This is a genomic window from Parablautia sp. Marseille-Q6255 (assembly GCF_951230155.1).
GTDB lineage: Bacteria > Bacillota > Clostridia > Lachnospirales > Lachnospiraceae > Choladousia.
In genome coordinates this window covers 147,214-169,864 of the sequence record NZ_CATNVD010000007.1, presented here as the reverse complement: position 1 = coordinate 169,864, position 22,651 = coordinate 147,214, and the positions used below count along the sequence as shown (strand labels likewise).

General features: G+C 46.4%; 22 protein-coding genes. 21 read left to right on the top strand and 1 reads right to left on the bottom strand.

The genetic code is table 11. The features are described 5' to 3' along the window. Positions 1–221 precede the first annotated feature (221 nt). Positions 222–734, bottom strand: coding sequence for a TetR/AcrR family transcriptional regulator (locus QOX44_RS07070; RefSeq protein WP_283682306.1), 513 nt, complete (start codon positions 732–734; stop codon positions 222–224). Positions 735–896: 162 nt separating this feature from the next. Between QOX44_RS07070 and QOX44_RS07065 the strand changes: the two genes are divergently transcribed. From QOX44_RS07065 to QOX44_RS06965, 21 genes are all read left to right on the top strand, one after another. Beyond that, the gene (locus tag QOX44_RS07065; RefSeq protein WP_283682305.1) at positions 897–1,031 is read left to right on the top strand and encodes a hypothetical protein; all 135 of its coding nucleotides are present in this window, start codon (positions 897–899) and stop codon (positions 1,029–1,031) included. Next, on the top strand, positions 1,028–2,014 hold the full coding sequence (locus tag QOX44_RS07060) for an alpha/beta hydrolase (protein WP_283682304.1): 987 nt from the start codon (positions 1,028–1,030) through the stop codon (positions 2,012–2,014). Before QOX44_RS07065 ends, QOX44_RS07060 begins: the two co-directional genes overlap by 4 nt. A gap of 182 nt (positions 2,015–2,196) precedes the next feature. Beyond that, a complete protein-coding gene (locus QOX44_RS07055; RefSeq protein ID WP_442955384.1) occupies positions 2,197–2,331 on the top strand; it encodes a sigma factor-like helix-turn-helix DNA-binding protein in 135 nt (44 codons plus the stop codon). Between the two features lie 661 nt (positions 2,332–2,992). Further along, a complete protein-coding gene (locus QOX44_RS07050; protein WP_283682303.1) occupies positions 2,993–3,541 on the top strand; it encodes a hypothetical protein in 549 nt (182 codons plus the stop codon). 386 nt (positions 3,542–3,927) lie between these two features. Beyond that, positions 3,928–4,092 carry a hypothetical protein gene (locus QOX44_RS07045; protein ID WP_016439144.1) on the top strand — a complete coding sequence of 55 codons (165 nt, stop codon included), beginning with the start codon at positions 3,928–3,930 and terminating at the stop codon, positions 4,090–4,092. A gap of 552 nt (positions 4,093–4,644) precedes the next feature. Continuing rightward, positions 4,645–5,730: an L-threonine 3-dehydrogenase gene (gene tdh, locus QOX44_RS07040; RefSeq protein WP_283682302.1), complete on the top strand. Its 1,086-nt coding sequence runs from the start codon at positions 4,645–4,647 to the stop codon at positions 5,728–5,730. Continuing rightward, complete coding sequence (locus tag QOX44_RS07035; RefSeq protein ID WP_283682301.1) at positions 5,714–6,910, top strand: glycine C-acetyltransferase; 1,197 nt, start codon at positions 5,714–5,716, stop codon at positions 6,908–6,910. Before tdh ends, QOX44_RS07035 begins: the two co-directional genes overlap by 17 nt. A gap of 158 nt (positions 6,911–7,068) precedes the next feature. Next, positions 7,069–8,385, top strand: a complete 1,317-nt coding sequence (locus tag QOX44_RS07030) for a hypothetical protein (protein ID WP_283682300.1) — start codon at positions 7,069–7,071, stop codon at positions 8,383–8,385. Between the two features lie 156 nt (positions 8,386–8,541). Continuing rightward, positions 8,542–9,009 (top strand): ribosome maturation factor RimP, encoded by a 468-nt coding sequence (rimP, locus tag QOX44_RS07025; RefSeq protein WP_283682299.1) that lies wholly within the window; start codon positions 8,542–8,544, stop codon positions 9,007–9,009. 16 nt (positions 9,010–9,025) lie between these two features. Beyond that, positions 9,026–10,273: a transcription termination factor NusA gene (gene nusA / locus QOX44_RS07020; protein ID WP_283682298.1), complete on the top strand. Its 1,248-nt coding sequence runs from the start codon at positions 9,026–9,028 to the stop codon at positions 10,271–10,273. A 2-nt stretch (positions 10,274–10,275) separates the two neighbouring features. After that, entirely contained in the window at positions 10,276–10,557 is a 282-nt protein-coding gene (gene rnpM, locus QOX44_RS07015; RefSeq protein ID WP_283682297.1) for an RNase P modulator RnpM, read from the top strand. Next, complete coding sequence (locus QOX44_RS07010) at positions 10,544–10,891, top strand: L7Ae/L30e/S12e/Gadd45 family ribosomal protein (RefSeq protein WP_283682296.1); 348 nt, start codon at positions 10,544–10,546, stop codon at positions 10,889–10,891. The genes rnpM and QOX44_RS07010 overlap by 14 nt, the downstream gene beginning before the upstream one ends. Beyond that, on the top strand, positions 10,869–13,895 hold the full coding sequence (gene infB, locus QOX44_RS07005; RefSeq protein WP_283682295.1) for a translation initiation factor IF-2: 3,027 nt from the start codon (positions 10,869–10,871) through the stop codon (positions 13,893–13,895). The genes QOX44_RS07010 and infB overlap by 23 nt, the downstream gene beginning before the upstream one ends. 177 nt (positions 13,896–14,072) lie before the next feature. After that, positions 14,073–14,441 (top strand): 30S ribosome-binding factor RbfA, encoded by a 369-nt coding sequence (gene rbfA, locus QOX44_RS07000; RefSeq protein ID WP_283682294.1) that lies wholly within the window; start codon positions 14,073–14,075, stop codon positions 14,439–14,441. Between the two features lie 117 nt (positions 14,442–14,558). After that, on the top strand, positions 14,559–15,527 hold the full coding sequence (locus tag QOX44_RS06995; RefSeq protein WP_283682293.1) for a DHH family phosphoesterase: 969 nt from the start codon (positions 14,559–14,561) through the stop codon (positions 15,525–15,527). Continuing rightward, entirely contained in the window at positions 15,520–16,422 is a 903-nt protein-coding gene (truB, locus tag QOX44_RS06990) for a tRNA pseudouridine(55) synthase TruB (RefSeq protein ID WP_283682292.1), read from the top strand. The genes QOX44_RS06995 and truB overlap by 8 nt, the downstream gene beginning before the upstream one ends. 55 nt (positions 16,423–16,477) lie before the next feature. Next, positions 16,478–17,371 carry a riboflavin biosynthesis protein RibF gene (gene ribF / locus QOX44_RS06985; protein ID WP_283682291.1) on the top strand — a complete coding sequence of 298 codons (894 nt, stop codon included), beginning with the start codon at positions 16,478–16,480 and terminating at the stop codon, positions 17,369–17,371. Continuing rightward, positions 17,364–17,810, top strand: coding sequence for a DUF3592 domain-containing protein (locus tag QOX44_RS06980; RefSeq protein WP_283682290.1), 447 nt, complete (start codon positions 17,364–17,366; stop codon positions 17,808–17,810). The genes ribF and QOX44_RS06980 overlap by 8 nt, the downstream gene beginning before the upstream one ends. A 132-nt stretch (positions 17,811–17,942) precedes the next feature. Beyond that, positions 17,943–18,209, top strand: coding sequence for a 30S ribosomal protein S15 (gene rpsO, locus QOX44_RS06975; RefSeq protein WP_176850356.1), 267 nt, complete (start codon positions 17,943–17,945; stop codon positions 18,207–18,209). Positions 18,210–18,416: 207 nt separating this feature from the next. After that, complete coding sequence (locus tag QOX44_RS06970; protein ID WP_283682289.1) at positions 18,417–20,504, top strand: polyribonucleotide nucleotidyltransferase; 2,088 nt, start codon at positions 18,417–18,419, stop codon at positions 20,502–20,504. Positions 20,505–20,573: 69 nt separating this feature from the next. Then, complete coding sequence (locus QOX44_RS06965; protein WP_283682288.1) at positions 20,574–22,634, top strand: ABC transporter substrate binding protein; 2,061 nt, start codon at positions 20,574–20,576, stop codon at positions 22,632–22,634. Positions 22,635–22,651 lie beyond the last annotated feature (17 nt).

The following is a 22,651-nucleotide window of genomic DNA, read 5'->3' as shown; positions in this document are numbered from 1 at the left end:
ACAATTCCATTGGAGAAAGTATGGACTTTTTTCTATAAAATATAATTGTTATATCTAAAAAAGTAACGGGTATAGGAATAATTTCCGCTTAAGTTTATGATGTTGGGCTAAGCCGGTGGTCTTGACTATTTTACGCAAAATATGATTTACAAAAAATGATTGCAACGTAAAATTCTTGATATGGCAACAATGATAATCGTAATTTTGAAAACAGTTAAAAGCTAATTTGTACTGATAACAGATTGATTTTGTAAAAAAGTAAAAATTTCTTCTGCTGACTCCTGCATACCACGAGCTATCCATTCTTTTATCCAGCCATAAATACCATAAGATACAAAAGCAACAGAGTATGCCTCTGCATTAGATAGTATAGTATCTTTAATCATAGTCTGCTTTATGGTATTTCTAAAAAGATAAAACAATCCTTTTTTATAAAGTAAGGTATAAAAGTTCTTGTATACAATGAGGTGCTCAAATAGAGTTTTAAGCAATACATCAGTAGAACAATCAGTTGATTTATTTTTGTTTTCCCATTCTTTGATAATAAAGAGCATGTATTGTTCCAAAACATCTTCTTTACTTGCATAATTTCGGTAAAACGAAACTCTACCGACTTGTGCTTTTGATGTTATTTCACTTATTGTGATTGTTTGTAAGTCTTTTTCTTTCAATAAAGCAATTAACGCATTTGTAATCTCTTGTTTTACATATTTATTTTTTTCGCTATTATCCATAACGATACAATCCCCTTCATTTTGTTTCATTTTTGTTATAAAGTTGAATAGTTCAACAGTCTTATGATACACTTATTACATCTTTGATGATACAAGTGTATCATCTATATTATAGCAAAATTATAAAAATATCGTCAAGAACTAAATTAGGAGGAAGTAAAAATGGAAATAACAAAATCACGCATGCTTATTTTGATTATTATAGGAGTAATTGCTTTCGTTTTAGGGCGACTGGCATTCAGAGCAATACTAAATTTGCTTATGGGTGGTACATTATTCGGAGGTAATTTTCTATGAAACAGGTTAAAAAGAAAGGTAGAAAAGTAATGTTTGTATTTTTGTGTATTCTTATGTTTTTTGTTTGCTTTGTATTAGGAGCAGGCTCAAAGTTTTTGTTAAAACCGTCATGGTCTAAAAAATATGAAATAGAATTTACAGAGAAAACAGGTACATTGTATACAGATTTATCTTATGGCGATAATCAGGCAAATAAATTTGATATGTATTTGCCTGCGAATAATATAAGAGATAACTATGGTTTGGTTGTATATCTTCATGCAGGTGGTTTTACTTCGGGGGATAAAGCGGATGACAAACAAATACTATCATGGCTTTGCTCAAAAGGCTATGTTGCCGTTGGTATCAACTACACACTCTTTAGTGAAGAAAATCCAGACGCAAATGTCTATACACAATCTATCGAAATTAGAAACGCAATTTCAAGAGTAATTGAGGAAGCAAAAAAATATGGATATTCTATCAACGAAATGGCGATTGCCGGAGGGTCTGCTGGTCATACACTTGCAATGATTTACGCTTATAGAGATGCTGATATTTCTCCAATACCTGTAAAACTATTATTTGGTGCAGTTGGACCCTCAAGCTTTTATGCAGAAGACTGGGGGATTTACGGTTTTGATAAAAATACAGATGAAGCAAGACAGGGCAGTGCTGGACTTTTCGGAGTTATGGGTGGAATTAAATTAACATCTGACATGATTGAAAATGGTTCATATATTGATAAATTAAAACCAATATCCGCAGTCATGTGGGTAAATGAAGATACTGTTCCGAGTGTTGTTGCTTATGGAAAATATGATAAGGTACAACCATTCAAAGCTTCGCAAAGACTATTAAAAGCATATAAGGAAAACAATATAGATTACCAATATTTTGAATGTTCGCATTCAGGTCATGGACTTCAAAACGACAATAAAATATATAAAAAATATATGGAAACAGTTGAGGAATATTTGGAAAAATATATGCCACTTGACTAAGCTATCTACATAAAGTTCGTACAGACAATATGTTTTGTGCGGACTTTTTTTCTTGCTCACTTTCCGTATTTCAAAAGGTATAGACGGTATTTCCGTTTATATATTTCATCGTATGCGGAAAGGGGGGAGATTATGAACACATCTTCTTTCGAGCATATCGTTAGAATACAATTTAATGCTTTATTCTATTACGCTATTTTCAAAGCATGAGCGACCAAGAAATTGCAGAATTATATCATGTGTCACGTTCTGCTATTTATCGTAGAAGAAGTAACGGATTGAAGAAATTAAAAGCACTATTGAAAGAAAGGAATTGAACCAATGAAAAAAGGTCAAATTCATACAAAAATGATGAAAGCAATCTTAAAATTTGAAATCAGTAATCATATTAAATGAATAAAAAACTGAAGATGTGGTTTGTGCTATCTCCCATATTATTTTTGTGCCATATCAAAGCTCATTTAATTGTGGTAAATTCGTGGTAAAATGAGTGCTTTTCTATATTTCAAAATACTTGAAAGTATAATGCTTATGCGGATAATCAAAAATCAGATATAATATTTATATCAAATTACAAATATAATATGGAAAAACTAATTATAATCTGAAAATATAATTGACGAATGTAAAATTATATGCTTTAATATTATTATAAATCATAACATGTCTTATAGTATTTTATAGGAATAAATATCAGACTATTAAAAAAATGTAAGTAAAAGTGAACTGGAGTTTATTTTGATAATTATATTTCAAGTGGTTTGACCACAGTCATTTTTTTAAGCATCCATGTTTTTAGAAATATGAGCAAGCTTAGGTTTCGTATTGATAACATCTACTTTTTCTGTTTGTATCTCAAAAATTTTGAATCACATATTAATACATCTGATATTACAGATGAGTCAATGAAAAAGATATACGAAAGGCGATACTGTATTGTAAAATAATTTAATGAGGATTAAGAGAGAAGGTGAACTTATGAATAAAATGTTTTTACTTGTACCTGTTATTGAAATTTTATTCTTAATTTTGTTTCCTGATATTAATTCTTATCGTATGTCTGAAACAGAAAGCTATTTAGGCAGTTTGCAGAATAATTTTGATAGCAATGTTTCAGCTGTAGAACATGAAAACAGTGTTGTTTATAGCAGTAACTTATTTGCAAATAAGGATGAAGAATGTAATTTAACAAATGGTATTGGTTTTGGTTTTTCAGATTTGAAACCAGGAGAACACACAGCTTATGTGGATAAAATTTTTTTACAGAAAGACGAAGAAATTATGTACCATGTTACATATTTTCGCACAGGGCTGGTTGCCGAGGTTATTTTAATTTCAGATGACGGAACAGAAAACGCAGGATCAGCTATTGGCGGCACAGGAACTGGTGTGTTTAAAATCAGTTCAGATGGATGGTATTCATTCGGAATACGAAATAGTAGCGAAAACTTACAGTATAAAGATACAAGTACAGAATCGCTCAATATATCAGGGACTGTTGTCTTTAATACAAAAAAACAGTGCTAAAATGCAAATTATCCGCATAAATACAGCATTTAGAGAGATTTGAAAGAGAAAATATCAAGCAATTTACAACGAAATTACAATAAATGAAAGAGCCTTATTTAACGACTTATAGAAAGTTATACAAAGTTATGGAAGAACGACACTTGAAACTGAGTGTCTTTTTCTATGCCGTAAAACAGCAGACTATTTCATTTCTGCTTGATTGTTCTAAACCTTATTAGTCTGTGGTTAGTCAAGGGCTTGTTGTGTAAGCAATGCTGAACAACACTCTTTACAAATTATAGGCTGATAAGTAACTTTTCAAAAGCAGAAAAGAAATGATACTGCTTATAACAGTATGATATAATGCAGATAAAGATAAATTGAAGTTGTAAAGGAGACCAACTATGAAAGATAAAAGCATTTTAATCAGTGTGGGAATTATTATTTATATTGTTATGTCTGGAATTGATAGATTTGTTTATCATATACCTAATGTTATTTATATTCCAGTAGCAATTCTTGGTATTGCTTTAATTTTAATTGGCTTTTTCAAGGATAAATCTAAATAACAAAATTTGAATTTGAGAGGTTAAGAATATGGAACAATTTTATATCTTGATGGCAATTTACAGATGTGGGTGGATGCAGAAGATTCATTAGAACTTTATTAAGTGAAAGTGGGGCTGTCACACTAAGTAGTGCCAGTATCCCTGTCCCTGCCACACATATTCCAATAACTAATATCAGCAATAACCAATATATGATTCTGGCTATACAGTAAGTAGTTTATCTGTCCCGGCAGGAGAATATAAATTTGGTGTTTGGAACGTTGGTACAAATGCAATTAAAAGTTGCACTTGTAATATCAACTTATATCATTTTCGGTTACATACGTATATATAATTCTTCGACTTCATAGGAAAGACTGGTCATGTGATGTGATCCGGAAATGCTCTTGTCAGAAAAACAAATGTGCATGTGCGTGAGAAAAATACGTTTTTGAAAAAATGTCCGCACTGTACGGAAAAAAGTGGTTGAAAAATATATGATTTTCTATTATGATGGTTTTAAGATAAAGGCACCAGGTTATCAGAAAATATATGCAAAGGAAGAACGGAAAAATGGAAAATCATACGATGTGGGCGCTCGTAAAGGAAAAGCCGGAGCAGGGGCTTTGGATGAAGCGCATGCCGGTTCCGCAGGTCGGACCGAATGATGTAAAGATCAAGATCCACAAGACTGCTATTTGTGGCACTGACGTACATATTTATCAGTGGAATACGTGGGCACAGCATACGATCCCGATCGGTCTGACAGCCGGACATGAATACGTAGGAGAGGTTGTGGAGGTTGGAGAAGGCGTAAAGGGCTTCCGGCCGGGAGATCTGGTGTCAGGTGAGGGGCACATCACATGTGGAAAGTGCCGCAACTGCCTGGAAGGCCATAAGGAGAACTGCAAGGATGCGAAGGGCGTCGGAGTCAACAGAAACGGCGCATTTGCGGAGTACCTTGTGATTCCGGCGGAGAATGTCTGGCCGTGCAATCCCAATATCCCGGAGGAGCTTTATGCGATCTTTGATCCGCTTGGAAATGCCACACATGCTGCCCTTTCTTACGATATGCTGGGAGAGGATGTGCTGATCACCGGAGCAGGTCCGATCGGGATCATGGCCGCTGCTATTGCGAAGTTTGCGGGAGCGCGCCACGTAGTGATCACAGACCTGAATGAATACAGGCTTGATCTGGCGAAAAAGCTTGGCGCGACGCGTACCGTGGATCTGAACAGAGAAAAGCTTTCTGCGGTAATGGCGGAGATCGGAATGACGGAAGGCTTTGATATTGGACTGGAGATGTCCGGGAGTCAGATGGGGCTTTCTGATATGATCCACAATATGAAGCACGGAGGCAAGATCGCACTGCTGGGGCTTCAGCGTCAGGATGCAGTGCTTGATCTGGAGACGGTGATCTTTAATGGTCTGAACATCCGCGGCATATACGGGCGCAAGGTGTGGGATACGTGGTACAAGATGTCTACAATGATCCAGGCGGGACTGGATATTTCAGACATCATCACGCATCATTTTGATATCAGAGATTATGAAAAGGGATTTGAGGCAATGATGTCCGGGCAGTCCGGCAAGGTGATTCTGGATTGGAGCCATATCAATGATGGAGAAGGAGGAACAGCTCATGACACGAAAAAATGATATACTGGATATTTATACGAAAGAAGTAGAGTCGATCAGGGAGGCAGGCCTTTTTAAGGGTGAGGCGCCCTTTATCTCGCCGCAGGGTGCCCGTGTGACGATGGAGGATGGAAGAGAGCTTCTGTGCATGTGCGCGAACAACTACCTTGGGCTGGGAGACAGTCCGAGACTGATCGAGGCGGCAAAGAGAACATACGATGAAAAGGGCTTCGGTGTAGCTTCCGTCCGCTTTATCTGCGGTACACAGGATATCCACAAAAAGCTGGAGGCAAAGATTTCAGGCTTCCTCGGCACAGACGATACGATTCTGTATTCTTCCTGCTTTGATGCAAACGGCGGCCTTTTTGAGACGATTCTTACCGCGCAGGACGCGGTGATCAGCGATGAACTGAATCACGCATCGATCATTGACGGAGTGCGTCTGTGCAAGGCGAAACGCTACCGTTACAAAAACAACGATATGGAAGATCTGGAAACACAGCTTCAGGCGGCTGATGCGGCAGGCGCAAGGATCAAGCTGATCGCCACGGACGGAGTATTCTCCATGGACGGGATTATCTGCAATCTGAAAGGGATCTGCGATCTGGCAGATAAGTACAATGCGCTTGTGATGGTAGATGACAGTCATGCAGTCGGCTTTGTCGGAAAGCACGGCAGAGGGACTCCGGAGTACTGCGGCGTGGAAGGCCGTGTGGACATTATCACAGGTACGCTCGGAAAAGCGCTGGGCGGGGCGTCCGGCGGATATACTTCCGGAAGAAAAGAGATCATCGATCTGCTGCGCCAGAGAAGCAGACCGTATCTTTTCTCCAATTCGCTTGCACCGGCGATCGCGGGCGCAAGTATTGAGATGTTCAATATGCTGGAGGAGAGTACGCAGCTGCGCGATCATCTGGAGGAGATCACGGCATATTACAGAAAAGAGCTGACAGAAAACGGTTTTGATATTATCCCAGGCACCCATCCCTGTGTACCGGTCATGCTGTATGAAGAAAAGCTGGCTGTAGCGTATGCAAAAAAGATGATGGAAAAGGGCGTATACGTAGTTGCCTTTTCTTATCCGGTTGTTCCGAAAGGAAAAGCAAGAATACGTACGCAGGTGTGCGCGAGCCACACAAAAGAAGATATTGATTTTATTGTAAAATGCTTCAAAGAAACTCGTGATGAGATCGGAAGATAAAAAGAAAAAAATTGTTAAAAATCATTAAAAAATATTGTGACAGATTCTGAAATATGGTATGATGCATACCATCATCCAGATGTCAGGAGGAAGGATTGTGCACAGTGCATGATGTCTGTTCTGGCAGCTAAATTACGATGAATGTATGGAGGTTACATATGAAAATGCAGAAGGTTTCTTTTTTGCTCGCGGCAATGATGCTTGCGGCAACACCGGCATTTGCGCAGGAGAGTGAGACGCAGGCGGCCGTGCAGGAAACACAGGCGGCAGCCCCGGAGACGGATGCAGCGGCACAGTCAGAGACGAATGCAGCGGCACAGTCAGAGACAGATGCAGCGGCACAGTCAGAGACAGATGCAGCAGCAGCGCAGACGGAGACAGGCGCAGCAGCGCAGCCGGCAGTGCTCTCTGATAAATGGTCTGATTTTCAGATCCAGATTGATGATCAGATCTATCAGTTTCCGATGATGTATTCTGATTTTGTAGCATACGGCTGGACAAATGAGGATTCTGAACTGCCTACGCTGGAGCCTGAGCAGTATGATATGCTGTATTTTACAAAAGACGGAGCAAAATGTATGGCATATGTGATCAATCTGTCAAAGAACAATGCGCCGGCTGATCAGTGCATCATCGGCGGTATGAGTATCGACAGCTTTGACTGGGATGTCACGGCAAATGAGGTCGTACTGCCGGGCGGTATTGTCAGAGGACAGGCGGATGCAGCGGCGATCGAGGCGGCATACGGCACGCCTTCTGATGTATACGAAGGAGATCTTTACAAAAAATATACGTATGAGACAGACTCCTACAGCTATGTGGATCTGTATGTGGATCATGAGACTGGATTTCTCAATGACATCGAGGTGCGCAACTTTGTAGAGCCGGAGGGCTTTGATGCGGGTGAGATCAGCGCGGAGGTGCCGGCTTCGGTGAGCGGATATGTGAAACCGGAGGCTCTTTCAGACAGTCTGAATGACTTCCAGATCTCTTTGGATGGAACGGTATACGAGGTGCCGGTTCCGGTCAGCGTGCTGATCGCAGATGGCTGGGAGCTGGATGAGACAGACAGCGACGCTGAGATCGCAGCCCACAATTTCGGATGGGTAACGCTTCGCAAGGGTGGACAGGAGATCAGAGAGATCGCAGTCAACCAGGAGGATTATGCTACAATTCCGCAGAACTGCTGGCTGGAGACTCTGACGGTAGGCGGCTACACACTGGAGGCGCAGGGCGCTCTGCCGGGAGGCATCACGACCGGAATGCCAGAGACAGATATGGTAGCAGCTCTTGAGGCGGCTGGTGTGGCATATACGACCGAGCGGGATGAGGGCAGTGATTTTGCTTATTATACCGTCAATGAGCTGGAGTACGACAAGTGCTATGAGCTGATCGTCTACAAAGGAGATGATGGTCAGTTTGGCAAGGATACGGTTATGGAGGTAACCTGCAACAATACATTTGCGCAGGAGTAAGTGGAAAAGCACGAAAAGAAGGGCTTGCAATTGCCGGAGAATAGTGCTATGATGAGTTAGAATAAAATATTACTAGTTGAATGAGAGTGGGCCGGCGGTCCACTCTTATTTGTGAAGTGAGGGTACTGAACCGTTACAAAGTCTGGAGGAATGTGGATGAGTAAAAGAGAACTGTACGAACAGAAGACGGAAGAGCTTCTGCTGCCGATCGTGGAGCAGCATCAGTTTGAGCTGGTTGATGTGGAGTATGTAAAAGAAGGCGGCAGCTGGTATCTTCGTGCCTATATTGATAAGCCGGGAGGGATCACAGTAGATGACTGTGAGGTAGTCAGCCGGGCGCTTGGCGATCTGTTGGATGAACATGATTTTATAGATGAGGCGTACATTCTTGAAGTCAGCTCACCGGGACTGGGCCGTCCGCTTCGCAAAGAAAAGGATTTTGCACGCAGTATAGGTGAAGAGGTCGAGGTACGCACCTACCGTGCGATCAGTCATCAGAAGGAATTTACAGGTATCCTGAAGGGGTATGACAAAGAAAAAATAATTATTGAGATGGAAGATCAGGAAACAATGGAGTTTGACCGCGCGAATATCGCTCTGGTGCGGCTCGCATTTGATTTCTAACAGGGAGGATACGATCATGAATAACGAGTTGTTTGAAGCACTGACGATTCTTGAAAAAGAGAAGAATATCAGCAAAGATACGCTGATGGATGCGATTAAGCAGTCTCTGCTGCAGGCATGTAAGAATCATTATGGAAAGACGGAGGCAAATAATGTCGTAGTCAATATCGATCCGAATACGTGCGAATTTGAGGTGTATGCCGAGAAGACGGTCGTGGAAAAGGTAGAAGACGAGCTGACACAGATCAGCCTGACAAATGCGAAGCTGAAGGATTCCAGATATGAGCTCGGCGACATCGTACGTGTGGACATCAAGTCAAAAGAATTTGGACGTATTGCAACTCAGAATGCGAAAAATGTGATTCTTCAGAAGATACGCGAGGAGGAGCGCAAGGTACTTTATAATGAGTATTATGAGAAGGAAAAGGATATCGTGACAGGCGTTGTGCAGCGCTATGTTGGCCGCAATATCAGCATTAATCTGGGTAAAGTGGACGCTATGCTGAATGCGGAGGAGATGATCCGGGGAGAGACGTACCGTCCGACGGAGCGTATTAAAGTATACGTGCTCGAGGTAAAGGATACGCCGAAAGGACCGAAGGTGCTCGTCTCCAGGACACATCCTGAATTTGTAAAGCGTCTGTTTGAATCAGAGGTGACAGAGGTCCGCGACGGCATCGTTGAGATCAAGAGCATTGCGCGTGAGGCGGGCAGCAGGACAAAAATGGCAGTATGGTCAAATGACCCGGATGTTGATTCCGTAGGCGCATGCGTCGGCGTGAACGGTTCGCGTGTCAACGCAGTCGTGGATGAGCTGCACGGAGAGAAGATCGATATCGTAAACTGGGATGAGAATCCGGCGCTTCTGATTGAAAATGCGCTCAGTCCGGCAAAGGTGATTTCTGTTATTGCAGACGGCGACGAAAAGACAGCGAAGGTTGTCGTGCCGGATTATCAGCTCTCACTGGCGATCGGCAAGGAAGGACAGAATGCCAGACTTGCGGCACGTCTGACGGGATTCAAGATCGACATCAAGAGCGAGACACAGGCAAGAGAATCCGGTGATCTTCTGGAATACGAAGAAGACTACTACGAGGATGAAGAAGAGTATTACGAGGACGGGGAATATTACGGCGATGAGTACGAGGAGACGGACGCGCAGGAGAATCCGGAAAACGGATACTCAGAGGAAACTGACGCAGAAGCGTATTCTGAGGACGGAGATTTTCCGGCAGATGATTTGGAAACGGACGGACAGGAGTAAACATGGCAGTGCAGACAAAGAAAATCCCGCTGCGTAAGTGCACGGGATGTCAGGAGATGAGAAGTAAACGGGAAATGCTGCGGATCATCCGCACACCGGAGGGCGAGATCGTCCTTGATGCGACAGGACGCAAAAACGGACGGGGCGCATATGTCTGCTGTGCAATGGAATGTTTTGAAAAAGCAGTCAGAAATAAGGGCCTGGAGCGTTCGTTGAAATGCAGGATCCCAGAAGAGACGTATGGGATGCTGAAGGAGGAGATTGAAGCGATTGAAAAAAGATAGTATATTGTCGCTGGTAGGAATAGCAAAGAAAGCAGGCAAGATTGCAGCCGGTGAGTTTCAAACCGAGAATGCAGTCAAATCAGGCAAAGCCAGTCTTGTCATTATTTCGGAAGAGGCTTCAGATAATACAAAAAAGAAATTCCGGAATATGTGTACCTTCTACGAAGTACCGGCATTTTTCTATGGCACAAAAGAAGAGCTCGGAGCGGCGATCGGATGTGAATTCAGAGCATCCCTGGCGGTGATGGACAGCGGGCTTTCGAGAGCGATAGAGAAAAAGATGGAAAGCAGGAAGGATGGAGGTAGTGAGTATGGCAAAAATCAGAGTTCATGAACTGGCTAAGGAATTGAACAGAGAAAATAAAGAGATTATTCAGGCTCTGTTGAAAAACGGAGTAGAAGTGAAGAGTCACATGAGTAATGTGGAAGAGACAGATGCAGGAAAAATCCGGGTATTATTCAGACAGAAACCGGACAGTATAAAGGAGGATGAACGTATGGAGCAGAATCCGGATAAGATGGTTGAAAAGGATTCCGTTAAAAAAACTGAAGGAGAAGGTGGCACACACCCGAAGAAGAAAAATATTATCCAGGTGTTCCGTCCTCAAAACAGTAAGACAGGTATGGTAAAGCCGGGAAGCAGACCAAGACCGCAGGGCGCAAAGCCGAGGACACAGAGCCAGTCAGGCGCGAAAGCACAGCAGCCTGTGACAAAAGCACAAAGTACGGCCGAGAGCCGTTCGCACAGTCAGACGGCACAGCCTTCCCAGGTAAAGACTGCGGAGCAGGTTACGGTACAGGTACAGGCAAAGCAGCAGACAGAAGTCCAGAAGACTTCCTCAGAAGCAAAGACGCAGCCAGTTAAGGCACAGGAAATCCCTTCTGTGCAGACAAAACCGGCACAGACTCCGGCTGCCTCACAGACAAGACCGCAGGCTCAGTCAGGAAACCGCTATCAGGGCGATGGCGGAAACCGCAGCCAGACAGGTCGCTACCAGGGTGACGGCGGGAACCGCGGCCAGGGAGGCCGTTATTCAAATGACGGCGGGAACCGTGGCCAAGGAGGCCGTTACTCAAATGACGGTGGCAACCGTGGCCAGGGAGGCCGTTATTCAAACGACGGCGGGAACCGCGGTCAGGGAGGCCGTTACTCAAATGACGGCGGAAACCGCGGCCAGGGAGGCCGTTACTCAAATGACGGCGGAAACCGTGGTCAGGGAGGCCGTTACTCAAACGACGGCGGAAACCGTGGCCAGGGAGGCCGTTATTCAAACGACGGCGGAAACCGTGGCCAGGGAGGCCGTTACTCAAATGACGGCGGAAACCGTGGTCAGGGAGGCCGTTACCAGGGTGAAGGCGCCGGCAGAGGCCGTTCAGTAAATATCCCGAAGGCGCCGGCAGAGTCAAAGCCTCTGGAGAAGGAGAGCAGAAAGCGTACAGAGCGCGGGGACAGAAACCGCAGTGATAAGGGTGATAAGCTCGAAAGAATGGAAAAGAATGTACGCCAGAATGGAAAGAACGGCTTCAAGAAGAACCAGAATACAAAAGCGCCGGAGCAAAAGCCGGCAGAGAAGCCGGAAGAGACGATCCGCACAATTACGCTTCCGGAGCGTCTGACGATCTCAGAGCTTGCAGAGGCGATGAAGGTGCAGCCGTCTGCTGTTGTTAAGAAGCTCTTCCTTCAGGGGACAATGGTTACAGTGAATCAGGAGGTCGATTTCGACAAGGCAGAGGAGATCGCACTGGAGTTCAACTGTATCTGTGAAAAAGAAGTAAAGGTAAACGTGATCGAGGAGCTTCTCAAAGAAGAAGACGATGCACAGGAGACACTGGTACCGCGTTCACCGGTTGTCTGCGTTATGGGACACGTTGACCATGGTAAGACATCGCTTCTGGATGCGATCCGCAACACACACGTGATTGATAAAGAGGCAGGTGGAATCACACAGCACATTGGTGCATATGTTGTATCTGTTGGCGGACAGAAGATCACCTTCCTCGATACACCGGGACATGAAGCGTTCACAGCAATGCGTATGCGTGGAGCAAATGCGACAGATATCGCGATCCTCGTTGTGGCAGCAGATGACGGCGTGATGCCGCAGACGGTTGAGGCGATCAGCCATGCGAAGGCAGCAGGGATTGAGATCATTGTTGCGATCAACAAGATCGATAAGCCGAGTGCAAACGTGGATCGCGTAAAACAGGAGCTGTCCGAGTACGAGCTGATACCGGAGGACTGGGGCGGAAGCACTATTTTTGTTCCGGTGTCCGCACATACGCAGGAAGGTATCGATACACTGCTTGAAATGATCCTTCTGACGGCAGAGGTATCCGAGCTGAAAGCAAACCCGAAGAGAAAGGCAAGAGGTCTTGTGATCGAGGCCGAGCTTGACAAGGGCAAGGGTCCGGTAGCTACTGTTCTGGTACAAAAGGGTACGCTGCATGTCGGCGATCCGATCGCAGCAGGCTCCTGTTATGGAAAAGTCAGAGCTATGATGGATGATAAAGGACGCCGTGTAAAAGAGGCAGGGCCATCTACTCCGGTAGAGATCCTTGGGTTTAGCGATGTGCCGAATGCAGGTGAGATCTTTATGTCTATGGACAATGAAAAGGAAGCAAGAAGCTTTGCAGAGACCTTTATCAGTGAGGGCAGAGAGCGGATGCTTGAGGAGACAAAAGCAAGAATGTCGCTGGATGATCTGTTCACTCAGATTCAGGCAGGCAACCTCAAAGAGCTTGGCATCATCGTAAAGGCGGATGTACAGGGTTCGGTCGAGGCTGTAAAGCAGAGCCTCCTGAAGCTTTCAAATGAAGAGGTTGTTGTCAAGATCATCCACGGAGGAGTAGGTGCGATCAATGAATCCGACGTCACGCTGGCATCTGCATCCAATGCGATCATCATAGGATTTAATGTGCGTCCGGATGCGACAGCCAAGGCTACGGCAGAGCGCGAGGGCGTAGACGTGCGTCTCTACCGTGTCATCTACGATGCGATCGCAGATGTGGAGGCTGCAATGAAGGGTATGCTCGATCCGGTATTTGAAGAAAAGGTGATCGGCCACGCAGAAGTACGCCAGACCTTCAAGGCTTCCGGTGTCGGAACAATCGCAGGCTCCTATGTGCTTGACGGCGTATTCCAGAGAGGCTGCTCCGCAAGGATCATGCGTGATGACAAGGTGATCTTCGACGGCGCTGTGGCATCCCTGAAGCGTTTCAAGGACGATGTAAAAGAAGTAAAGGCAGGCTACGAGTGTGGTCTTGTATTTGAAAAATTCAACGATATCAAAGAAGAAGACCGCGTAGAAGCCTACACCATGGTAGAAGTTCCGCGATAACAATGAGCCGTGCAAAATCGACGGATGACAAATTGGCTGCTGGCAGCCGAATTTGTCAGACGGCGATTTTATAGGGCGAATGCCCGCGACCGAGAAGAAGCGAAGCAAAATCGAGGTCGGCACGGCTCATGGAACTATGGAAAAAGGACGAAGTGAAAGGAAAAGGCGGCGATCGTTATGAGAAAAAACAGTATTAAAAACACGAGGATCAACGGCGAGGTTCAAAAGGAGCTGTCTACGATCATACAAAATGAGATCAAGGATCCGCGGATCGCACCCATGACATCAGTGGTAGCGGTTGAGGTTGCGCCTGATCTTAAGACCTGTAAGGCGTACATTTCCGTTCTGGGGGATGAGAAGGCAGCGGCAGATACGCTGGCCGGCTTAAAGAGTGCAGAGGGGTATATCCGCCGCCAGCTTGCGCGCAGTGTGAATCTGCGCAACACACCGGAGATCCGGTTTATATTGGATCAGTCGATCGAATATGGGGTGAATATGTCCCGCCTGATCGATGATGTGATCAGTTCTGATCAGGAAAAGCAGTGATATTGCTTATTTAAGGTGACAGTCTGGCCGTGCGCAATAAAATGCGCCGCAGGAATCGCACTGCGATTATACTTTGCAGATGGCTGAACTGTTCTATTTAGGAGAGGATGGATTTCGATGATTAATCTTGCAGGTGAACTAAACGGCGTGAAGTCGGTTGCTATAGCAGGGCACATCAGACCGGACGGCGATGCAGTGGGGGCATGCCTGGGTCTGTATCATTATCTGAAAAAGAATTATCCAGAGATTGAGACGACCGTATATCTTGAACCGATACCGGCTGCCTTTCAGATGCTTGCCGGAGTTTCTCAGATCTGCCATGATTTTGAGCAGGAGAAAACGTACGATGTGTTCTTTGGCCTGGACTGTTCAGATATCAAGCGGCTGGGCAGGGCGGCAGGATACTGTACGGGGGCGGCAAAAACAATCTGCATAGACCACCATATTAGCAATGGCGGGTTTGCACAGATCAATTATATTGTTCCGGAGGCAAGCTCTACCTCTGAGCTGGTATTTGGGATACTGGATGAAGAAAAACTTCCGTATGAGAGTGCAGAAGCCCTGTATATGGGCATTGTACACGACACAGGCGTATTTCGTCATTCCTGTACCTCGCCGGAGACAATGGAGATTGCGGCGAAGCTGATGCGAAAGGGGATCAACTGTTCTAAAATTATCAACCATACTTTTTATGAGAAGACGTATCATCAGAATCAGATTCTGGGAAGAGCGCTTCTGGAAAGTATTCTGGTGATGGATAAGAAGGTGATCTTTAGCGCAGTCCGGCAAAAGGATATGGAGTTTTACGGCGTAGAACCGTCAGACCTTGACGGGATCGTACAGGTGCTGATGAGCACGGCGGGAGTAGAAGTAGCGATCTTTATCTACGAGACTGCTCCGCGTGAGTATAAGGTGAGTCTGCGCTCTAAGGAATGTGTAGATGTGAGCGTTGTGGCCGGATATTTTGGCGGCGGCGGGCATGTACGTGCCGCAGGGTGCGCAATGCAGGGAAGCATTTATGATGTGGTAAATAATATTACGCTGCATATCGAGCAGCAGCTGCAAAAGGTGGAAAATCTTGATTGACGGCATTATTAATGTATACAAAGAACGCGGCTTTACTTCTCATGATGTAGTGGCAAAGCTGCGGGGAATCTTGAAACAGAAAAAAATTGGTCATACAGGGACACTGGATCCGGAGGCGCAGGGCGTGCTTCCGGTTTGTCTTGGAAGGGCGACGAAGGTCTGCGAGCTTCTTGCAGATAAGACAAAGGAATACCGGGCGGTGCTTATGCTCGGCACAGTGACGGATACGCAGGACATGACAGGGGAAATCCTCTCAAAGGCGGAGGTTACCTGCTCACCGGAAGAGGTGCGTGCATGTATCAGCCGGTTTACAGGGGAACAGGAGCAGATCCCGCCGATGTATTCGGCACTGAAGGTAAATGGAAAAAAGCTCTATGAGCTTGCGCGTCAGGGTGTTGAGGTGGAGCGCAGAGCAAGGAAGATTACAGTAAGCCGGATAGAGATCGAAAGAATCGATCTGCCAGAGGTAGAGTTTTCGGTTGAATGCTCGAAGGGCACCTATATCCGCACCCTGTGCCATGATATTGGAGCAGCACTTGGCTGCGGCGGATGTATGAAAACGCTTCTTCGCACGCGTGTCGGTCCGTTTCTGGAGGAGGAAAGTGTGACGCTTGCGGCGATCGAACAATATCGGGATGAAGGAAGACTGGAGGAGATCATCCGAAGTACAGACTCTGTGTTTCTCCAGCTTCCCAAAGCAGTACTTTTAGAAAAAGCGCTGCGTCTGGTACAAAACGGAAATCCGCTTGGCAGGGGAGCTTTAGCTTTGGAGGGTGAGAACCGGCCGCAGGACGGCATGCAGATAAGACTGTACAGCCAGGATGGCAGGTTTCTTGCAGTATATGAATGGAAAGCGGAAAAAGACAGCTACAGAGCAGTAAAGATGTTTCTGTAAGATCATACGGCAGCGGAGCAGCCGCTGCAAAAGAAGGAGCTGACGAAAGAGACAGATGAAATATATGGATCAGATCGCACAGTTTCACATGGATGTTCCAAGCGTAGTCACTCTGGGCAAATTTGACGGTCTGCATCGCGGGCATCAGAAGCTGATCCGGCGTGTCCAGGCATATCGCAGACCGGACTGCAGATCCGTTGTGTTCACGATCGCGCCGGATCAGGTGCCAGTGCTTCTGACTGCTGAGGAAAAGAGAAAAAGGCTGGAGCAGTACGGCATGGACTGTATGATCCGGTGTCCGTTTGTCCCGGAGATACTTGGGATGGAGCCGCAGACCTTTATAGAGGAGATCCTTATCAGGCGGCTGAAGACAGAGCACATTGTGGTGGGGACAGATTTCCGGTTTGGAAAGGACCGGACAGGTGATGCGAAAATGCTTGCCGCGTTTGGCAAAAAGTATGGCTATACCGTTGAAATTGTTGAAAAAGAGTGTTACGGAAAACGGGACATCAGCAGCACCTATGTGCGGGAGGCGCTTGCCAGGGCAGACATGGAGCTGGTCGGCAAGCTCCTGGGCAGTCCTTATCCGGTGGAGGGAATCATCTGCCATGGAAAGCAGCTCGGGCGCCGGATCGGCATGCCTACGATCAATCTGGTTCCCGAGCCGCGCAAGCTTCTTCCGCCGCAGGGCGTTTATTTCAGTCATACGGCACTGAATGGAAGGGTATACTGCGGCGTTACGAATATCGGTTATAAACCGACGGTAGATGGTACGTTTCTTGGTGTAGAGACGTATTTATATGGTATGAGTGAAGAAGTATATGGATGTGAGGCGCAGGTCAGTCTGCTGAAGTTTCGGCGCCCGGAGCAGAAATTCGCTTCAGTGGAAAAGCTGAAAGAACAGATGAGCAGCGACCTGCTGGCAGGAAAGGAGTATTTCCATGTATGACAGTCTGTGGGGAGTGAGCTGTCTGCTATTTGTTATGGGGTTTGTCAGCGCGCTTACGGGCGTGATACTTAAGTATATTTCCGGCAGAAAGGACCCTTATGCGAGACGCGTGCAGGCGGAGGTGGTAGATATTATCACAAGACCGCGCAGCGCAGATGCACCGCAAACAGAATTTCGCAACAATCAGGTGGCAGTATTTGAATTCTTTGCGGATGGGCGTCCCGTAAAGGTAAAAGATACCGCAGATACCTACCCGTGTCCGTACCGTATGCATCAGAGGGTGACGCTTTGTTATAATCCGGCCAGACCGGAGCAGTTTCGCATTGCATCGCGTGACAAAAGAAAGCTGATCGCAGAGCTTTTCGGGATCAGCGGAGTCGTACTGATCCTGGCAGGCTGTGCGTTGTTTTTGCTGTATGCAGCCAGGGTAGAGATTTAGCTTACTTTTTTGTTGACGGAACCGGGAACGTATGTTATATTGAACAGGTATGAAATTCAGCCGCCACCCAGCAGTATGGAGTCTCCGACCACTGGCTTGGTAGCAGGCGATCAGAAAACAGGAGGATTTATTATGATTTCTAAAGAGAAGAAAACAGCAATCATCAACGAGTATGCAAGAACACCGGGCGACACAGGTTCACCGGAGGTACAGATCGCAGTTCTTACAGCAAGAATCCAGGAGCTGACAGAGCATCTGAAGACACATCCGAAGGATCATCATTCCAGAAGAGGTCTGCTGAAGATGGTAGGTCAGAGACGTGGACTTCTCGCATACCTGAAGAAGACAAATCTTGACGGATACCGTGAGCTGATTGCAAAACTTGGAATCAGAAAATAATAAAACAGAGGGCGGAAGTGATTCCGCCCTTGCTTTGCAGTTACAGTTTGACACAGGCGATACTGCAGGACATGCACCGAGACCACTGAAAAGCAGATGGGAGGCTCGAGGTACAGGAGCATCGGTCTTTTTTTCAGTAGTTTCGGAGTTTTGCAGAATCCGGCTGTGTTTCATTCGGTGATGAGACATCAGAAAAGGAGAAAGAATATGTATAAGAGTTTTTCTATGGAACTTGCAGGAAGAACGCTCACTGTTGACGTAGGTCGTGTGGGCGCTCAGGCAAATGGATGCGCGCTGATGCATTATGGAGAGACTACAGTCCTCTCTACTGCTACGGCTTCTGAGAAGCCAAGAGACGGGATCGATTTTTTCCCGCTCAGCGTAGAGTATGAGGAGAAGTTCTACTCTGTCGGAAAGATTCCGGGAGGCTTCAATAAAAGAGAAGGAAAGGCATCGGAGAATGCAGTCCTTACGTCCCGCGTGATCGACCGTCCTATGCGTCCGCTTTTTCCGAAGGATTACAGAAATGACGTAACCCTCAACAACATGGTTATGTCGGTTGATCCGCAGTGCCGTCCGGAGCTTACAGCTATGCTCGGAGCGGCTATCTCTACAGCGATTTCTGATATTCCGTTTGACGGTCCGTGCGCGATGACGCAGATGGGTCTGGTAGACGGAGAGCTGATCGTCAATCCGTCCCAGAAGCAGTGGGATGACGGTGACCTGCAGCTTACAGTCGCTTCTACAGGCGAGAAGGTCATTATGATCGAGGCAGGCGCAAATGAGGTAAAAGAGGAAGTGATGCTTGACGCTATTTACAAGTGTCATGCGATCAATCTGGAGATCATTGAGTTTATTAAGAAAATGATGGCTGAGGTAGGCAAGCCGAAGCACGCATATGAGAGCTGTGCGATCCCGGAAGAGCTGTTTGAGGCGATCAAGAAGGTCGTTACGCCGGCTGAGATGGAAGAAGCAGTATTTACTGACGTAAAGCAGGTGCGCGAGGAGAATATCCGTCAGGTGACAGCAAAGCTTGAGGAAGCATTTGCTGAGAATGAGGAGTGGCTGGCGCTGCTTCCGGAAGCAATTTACCAGTATCAGAAAAAGACTGTCCGCAAGATGATCCTGAAGGATCACAAGCGTCCGGATGGCCGTGCGATCACACAGATCCGCCCGCTTGCCGCTGAGGTAGATCTTATCCCGAGAGTACATGGCTCCGCAATGTTTACGCGTGGTCAGACACAGATCTGCACGATCACGACACTTGCTCCGCTTTCTGAGATGCAGAAGGTAGACGGACTGGATGAGAATATTACAAGCAAGAGATACATGCATCATTATAATTTCCCGTCTTATTCTGTTGGCGAGACGAAAGTCAGCCGCGGACCGGGACGCCGTGAGATCGGACATGGTGCTCTGGCTGAGAAAGCGCTTGTTCCGGTGCTTCCGTCAGAAGAAGAATTCCCGTATGCGATCCGTACGGTATCTGAGACATTTGAGTCAAATGGATCTACTTCACAGGCAAGTATCTGTGCGTCTACGATGTCCTTAATGGCAGCAGGCGTACCGATCAAAAAGATGGTAGCCGGTATTTCCTGCGGACTGGTGACAGGCGAGACAGATGACGACTATATTGTTCTGACAGATATTCAGGGACTTGAGGATTTCTTTGGCGATATGGACTTCAAGGTGGCTGGTACAGTTGACGGTATCACAGCGATCCAGATGGACATTAAGATCCACGGACTGACAAGGCCGATCGTAGAGGAAGCAATCGCGAGAACACGCGAGGCAAGAATGTATATCCTCAATGATATCATGATGCCGTGCATTTCTGAGCCGAGACCGACAGTAGGAAAATACGCGCCGAAGATCATCTCCATGCAGATCGATCCGCAGAAGATCGGTGACGTAGTAGGACAGCGCGGAAAGACGATCAATACGATTATTGAGCGCACAGGCGTGAAGATCGACATTACAGACGATGGAGCAGTATCTATCTGCGGTACAGATCAGGCGATGATGGATAAGGCAGCACAGATGATCAGCATCATTGTCACAGATTTTGAAGCAGGTCAGGTGTTTACAGGAGAAGTTGTCAGCATTAAGGAATTCGGTGCTTTTGTTGAGTTCGCACCGGGCAAAGAGGGAATGGTCCACATTTCTAAAATTGCAAAAGAGAGAATCAACCGCGTGGAGGACGTACTTACCCTTGGCGATAAGGTGAAGGTAGTTTGCCTTGGAAAAGACAAGATGGGAAGAATGAGCTTCAGCATGAAAGATGTAAAAGAGTGAAAAAGTCAGTGTGGGCGCCTCAGTTTCTGAGGCGCTTTCTGCATAAATAACCCGTAAGGAGGAGGGCTTATGAAATATAAGAAAATCTTAGCTTTAGCCGGAGCAGCGATGGTGATGTCAGCAGTGACGGGCTGTTCTTCACAGAAAGAGGAGGAGCCGGAAACACTGGTGATCTCTGATATGGAAGTCATGTCAGAGGATAGCACAGGATCTGAATTATCAGAAACAGAGACGGGCGCACAGGAGCTGGAACTGGATCTGTCAGCAGAAACGCAGACGGAGCCTGCACCGCCGGAGACATTCACAGAACCGGAGTCGGAGACACAGACAGAAGCGCAGACAGAGTCACAGACATCCGTAACAGTACAAAAACCGGGGGAAGAAGAGACAGAGGAAGAGACTACAGCCGGCTCGGATACAGAAACGGAGACGGGTGATAAAAATTCCTCTTCACCTGCAGGCAGGAAAGATAAAAAACCATCAAAGCCGAAGAAGAAGCCAGAAAGCGAGCGGGAAACACAGGTATCGTCTGAGACGCAGAAAGTAAGCGAATCTCAGACACAAAGTGAGACGCAGAAAGTAAGTGAATCTCAGGAACAAAGCGAGACACAGAAAGTAACGCAGGAGCAAAGCGAGCCCCAGGCGCAGACGGCGACCGAGGCAGAGAGCGAGACGCAGCCGGAAACACAGACAGAAACCGAGGCAGAGAGCGAGACGCAGCCGGAAACACAGACAGAAACCGAGGCAGAGAGCGAGACACAGCCGGAAACACAAACAGAAACTGAGGCAGAGAGCGAGACACAGCCAGAGACGCAGACAGAAACCGAGGCAGAGAGCGAGACGCAGCCGGAAACACAGACAGAAACCGCAGCAGAGAGCGAGACGCAGGCACAGACGGAGACTGAGCCGGAATCTGAAACAGAAGCCAAAGCGCAGAGTGAGGCGCAAGATGAGTTTACGCAGGAGCTTAAATATGTAAATGATCGAGTGAATGTAAGAAAAGCAGCATCCGAGCAGGCAGATATTCAGGCGCTGCTTACACCGGGTATGCATGTACTTGCTTTATCTGAGCAGACAGGCTGGATCCATGTTCGTTATGAGACAGACGAAGGCTTTGCTGAGGGTTACATAAAGGCAGAGTATTTAAGCGACGCGAGTGCAGTATGTACGGTAAAAGAGACGATCAATATAAGAGCAGAGGCATCCATGGACTCTGAAAAAATCGGTAAATTTGCGGCAGGTGAGACCGTTATCGTTATTTCTGAAAAGAATGGATGGTCTGAAATCCGTTATACACAGGCCAATGAGTCTGTGAATGCTTATGTGAAGTCTGAATTTCTGGAAAGCATCGGCGCTGAGGACATGAGCGCGAAAGAAAGACTGATAAATGGGGAAGCGCAGACAGAAACCGAGACAGAGAGCGAGATACAGTCAGAAACGCAGTCGGAATCTGAGACAGAGAGCGAGATGCAGTCAGAAACGCAGTCGGAATCTGAGACAGAGAGCGAGATGCAGTCAGAAACGCAGTCAGAATCTGAGACAGAGAGCGAGATGCAGTCAGAATCTGAGACAGAGAGCGAAGCGCAGACAGAAACCGAGACAGAGAGCGAGGCTCAGTCAGAAGCACAGCCGGAATCTGAAGAGTCGGAATCCGAACAGCTGGCATCTGAGGAGGATGTAAAGTGGGAAAATGCAGTGCAGGCACAGTTTGAGCTGGCAAAAGAATTTTCACCGCAGATGCAAAGCGTCGGTATTATTTATTCTGAAACGAATCAGGATGCAAAAGCGCAGATCCAGGAGTATACGCAGCTTGCTTCTGAATATGGAATTGGGCTTGTCACAGATACGATCGAGGCAGAAGTAGATATTGATCTTATTGTTTCGGAAATGGCAGGAAATGTAGATGCGATTTTCTGCATGGAGGATGAAATGGTAACGGGTCTGATCCAGACAGTCCGGGCGTATGCTGATGAAGTGGGGATTCCGGTTCTCGGTATGGACAGCGCGCAGGTAGAGCAGGGCTGTGTCGCTGCATATGAGGATGGTATCTTGTACTGGAATGCAGAAGAAGCAGATAAATTAGGTCTGACGTATGACGGACTGCCTGTGGATGAGGTCAAAGAGTATTAAGCTGAGGGAGAGAGAAT

Coding starts and splice junctions, on each gene's coding strand:
- QOX44_RS07070 (WP_283682306.1), bottom strand. CDS start 734: ATGGATAATAGCGAAAAAAATAAATATGTAAAACAAGAGATTACAAAT.
- QOX44_RS07065 (WP_283682305.1), top strand. CDS start 897: ATGGAAATAACAAAATCACGCATGCTTATTTTGATTATTATAGGAGTA.
- QOX44_RS07060 (WP_283682304.1), top strand. CDS start 1,028: ATGAAACAGGTTAAAAAGAAAGGTAGAAAAGTAATGTTTGTATTTTTG.
- QOX44_RS07050 (WP_283682303.1), top strand. CDS start 2,993: ATGAATAAAATGTTTTTACTTGTACCTGTTATTGAAATTTTATTCTTA.
- QOX44_RS07045 (WP_016439144.1), top strand. CDS start 3,928: ATGAAAGATAAAAGCATTTTAATCAGTGTGGGAATTATTATTTATATT.
- tdh (WP_283682302.1), top strand. CDS start 4,645: ATGGAAAATCATACGATGTGGGCGCTCGTAAAGGAAAAGCCGGAGCAG.
- QOX44_RS07035 (WP_283682301.1), top strand. CDS start 5,714: ATGACACGAAAAAATGATATACTGGATATTTATACGAAAGAAGTAGAG.
- QOX44_RS07030 (WP_283682300.1), top strand. CDS start 7,069: ATGAAAATGCAGAAGGTTTCTTTTTTGCTCGCGGCAATGATGCTTGCG.
- rimP (WP_283682299.1), top strand. CDS start 8,542: ATGAGTAAAAGAGAACTGTACGAACAGAAGACGGAAGAGCTTCTGCTG.
- nusA (WP_283682298.1), top strand. CDS start 9,026: ATGAATAACGAGTTGTTTGAAGCACTGACGATTCTTGAAAAAGAGAAG.
- rnpM (WP_283682297.1), top strand. CDS start 10,276: ATGGCAGTGCAGACAAAGAAAATCCCGCTGCGTAAGTGCACGGGATGT.
- infB (WP_283682295.1), top strand. CDS start 10,869: ATGGCAAAAATCAGAGTTCATGAACTGGCTAAGGAATTGAACAGAGAA.
- rbfA (WP_283682294.1), top strand. CDS start 14,073: ATGAGAAAAAACAGTATTAAAAACACGAGGATCAACGGCGAGGTTCAA.
- QOX44_RS06995 (WP_283682293.1), top strand. CDS start 14,559: ATGATTAATCTTGCAGGTGAACTAAACGGCGTGAAGTCGGTTGCTATA.
- ribF (WP_283682291.1), top strand. CDS start 16,478: ATGAAATATATGGATCAGATCGCACAGTTTCACATGGATGTTCCAAGC.
- QOX44_RS06980 (WP_283682290.1), top strand. CDS start 17,364: ATGTATGACAGTCTGTGGGGAGTGAGCTGTCTGCTATTTGTTATGGGG.
- rpsO (WP_176850356.1), top strand. CDS start 17,943: ATGATTTCTAAAGAGAAGAAAACAGCAATCATCAACGAGTATGCAAGA.
- QOX44_RS06970 (WP_283682289.1), top strand. CDS start 18,417: ATGTATAAGAGTTTTTCTATGGAACTTGCAGGAAGAACGCTCACTGTT.
- QOX44_RS06965 (WP_283682288.1), top strand. CDS start 20,574: ATGAAATATAAGAAAATCTTAGCTTTAGCCGGAGCAGCGATGGTGATG.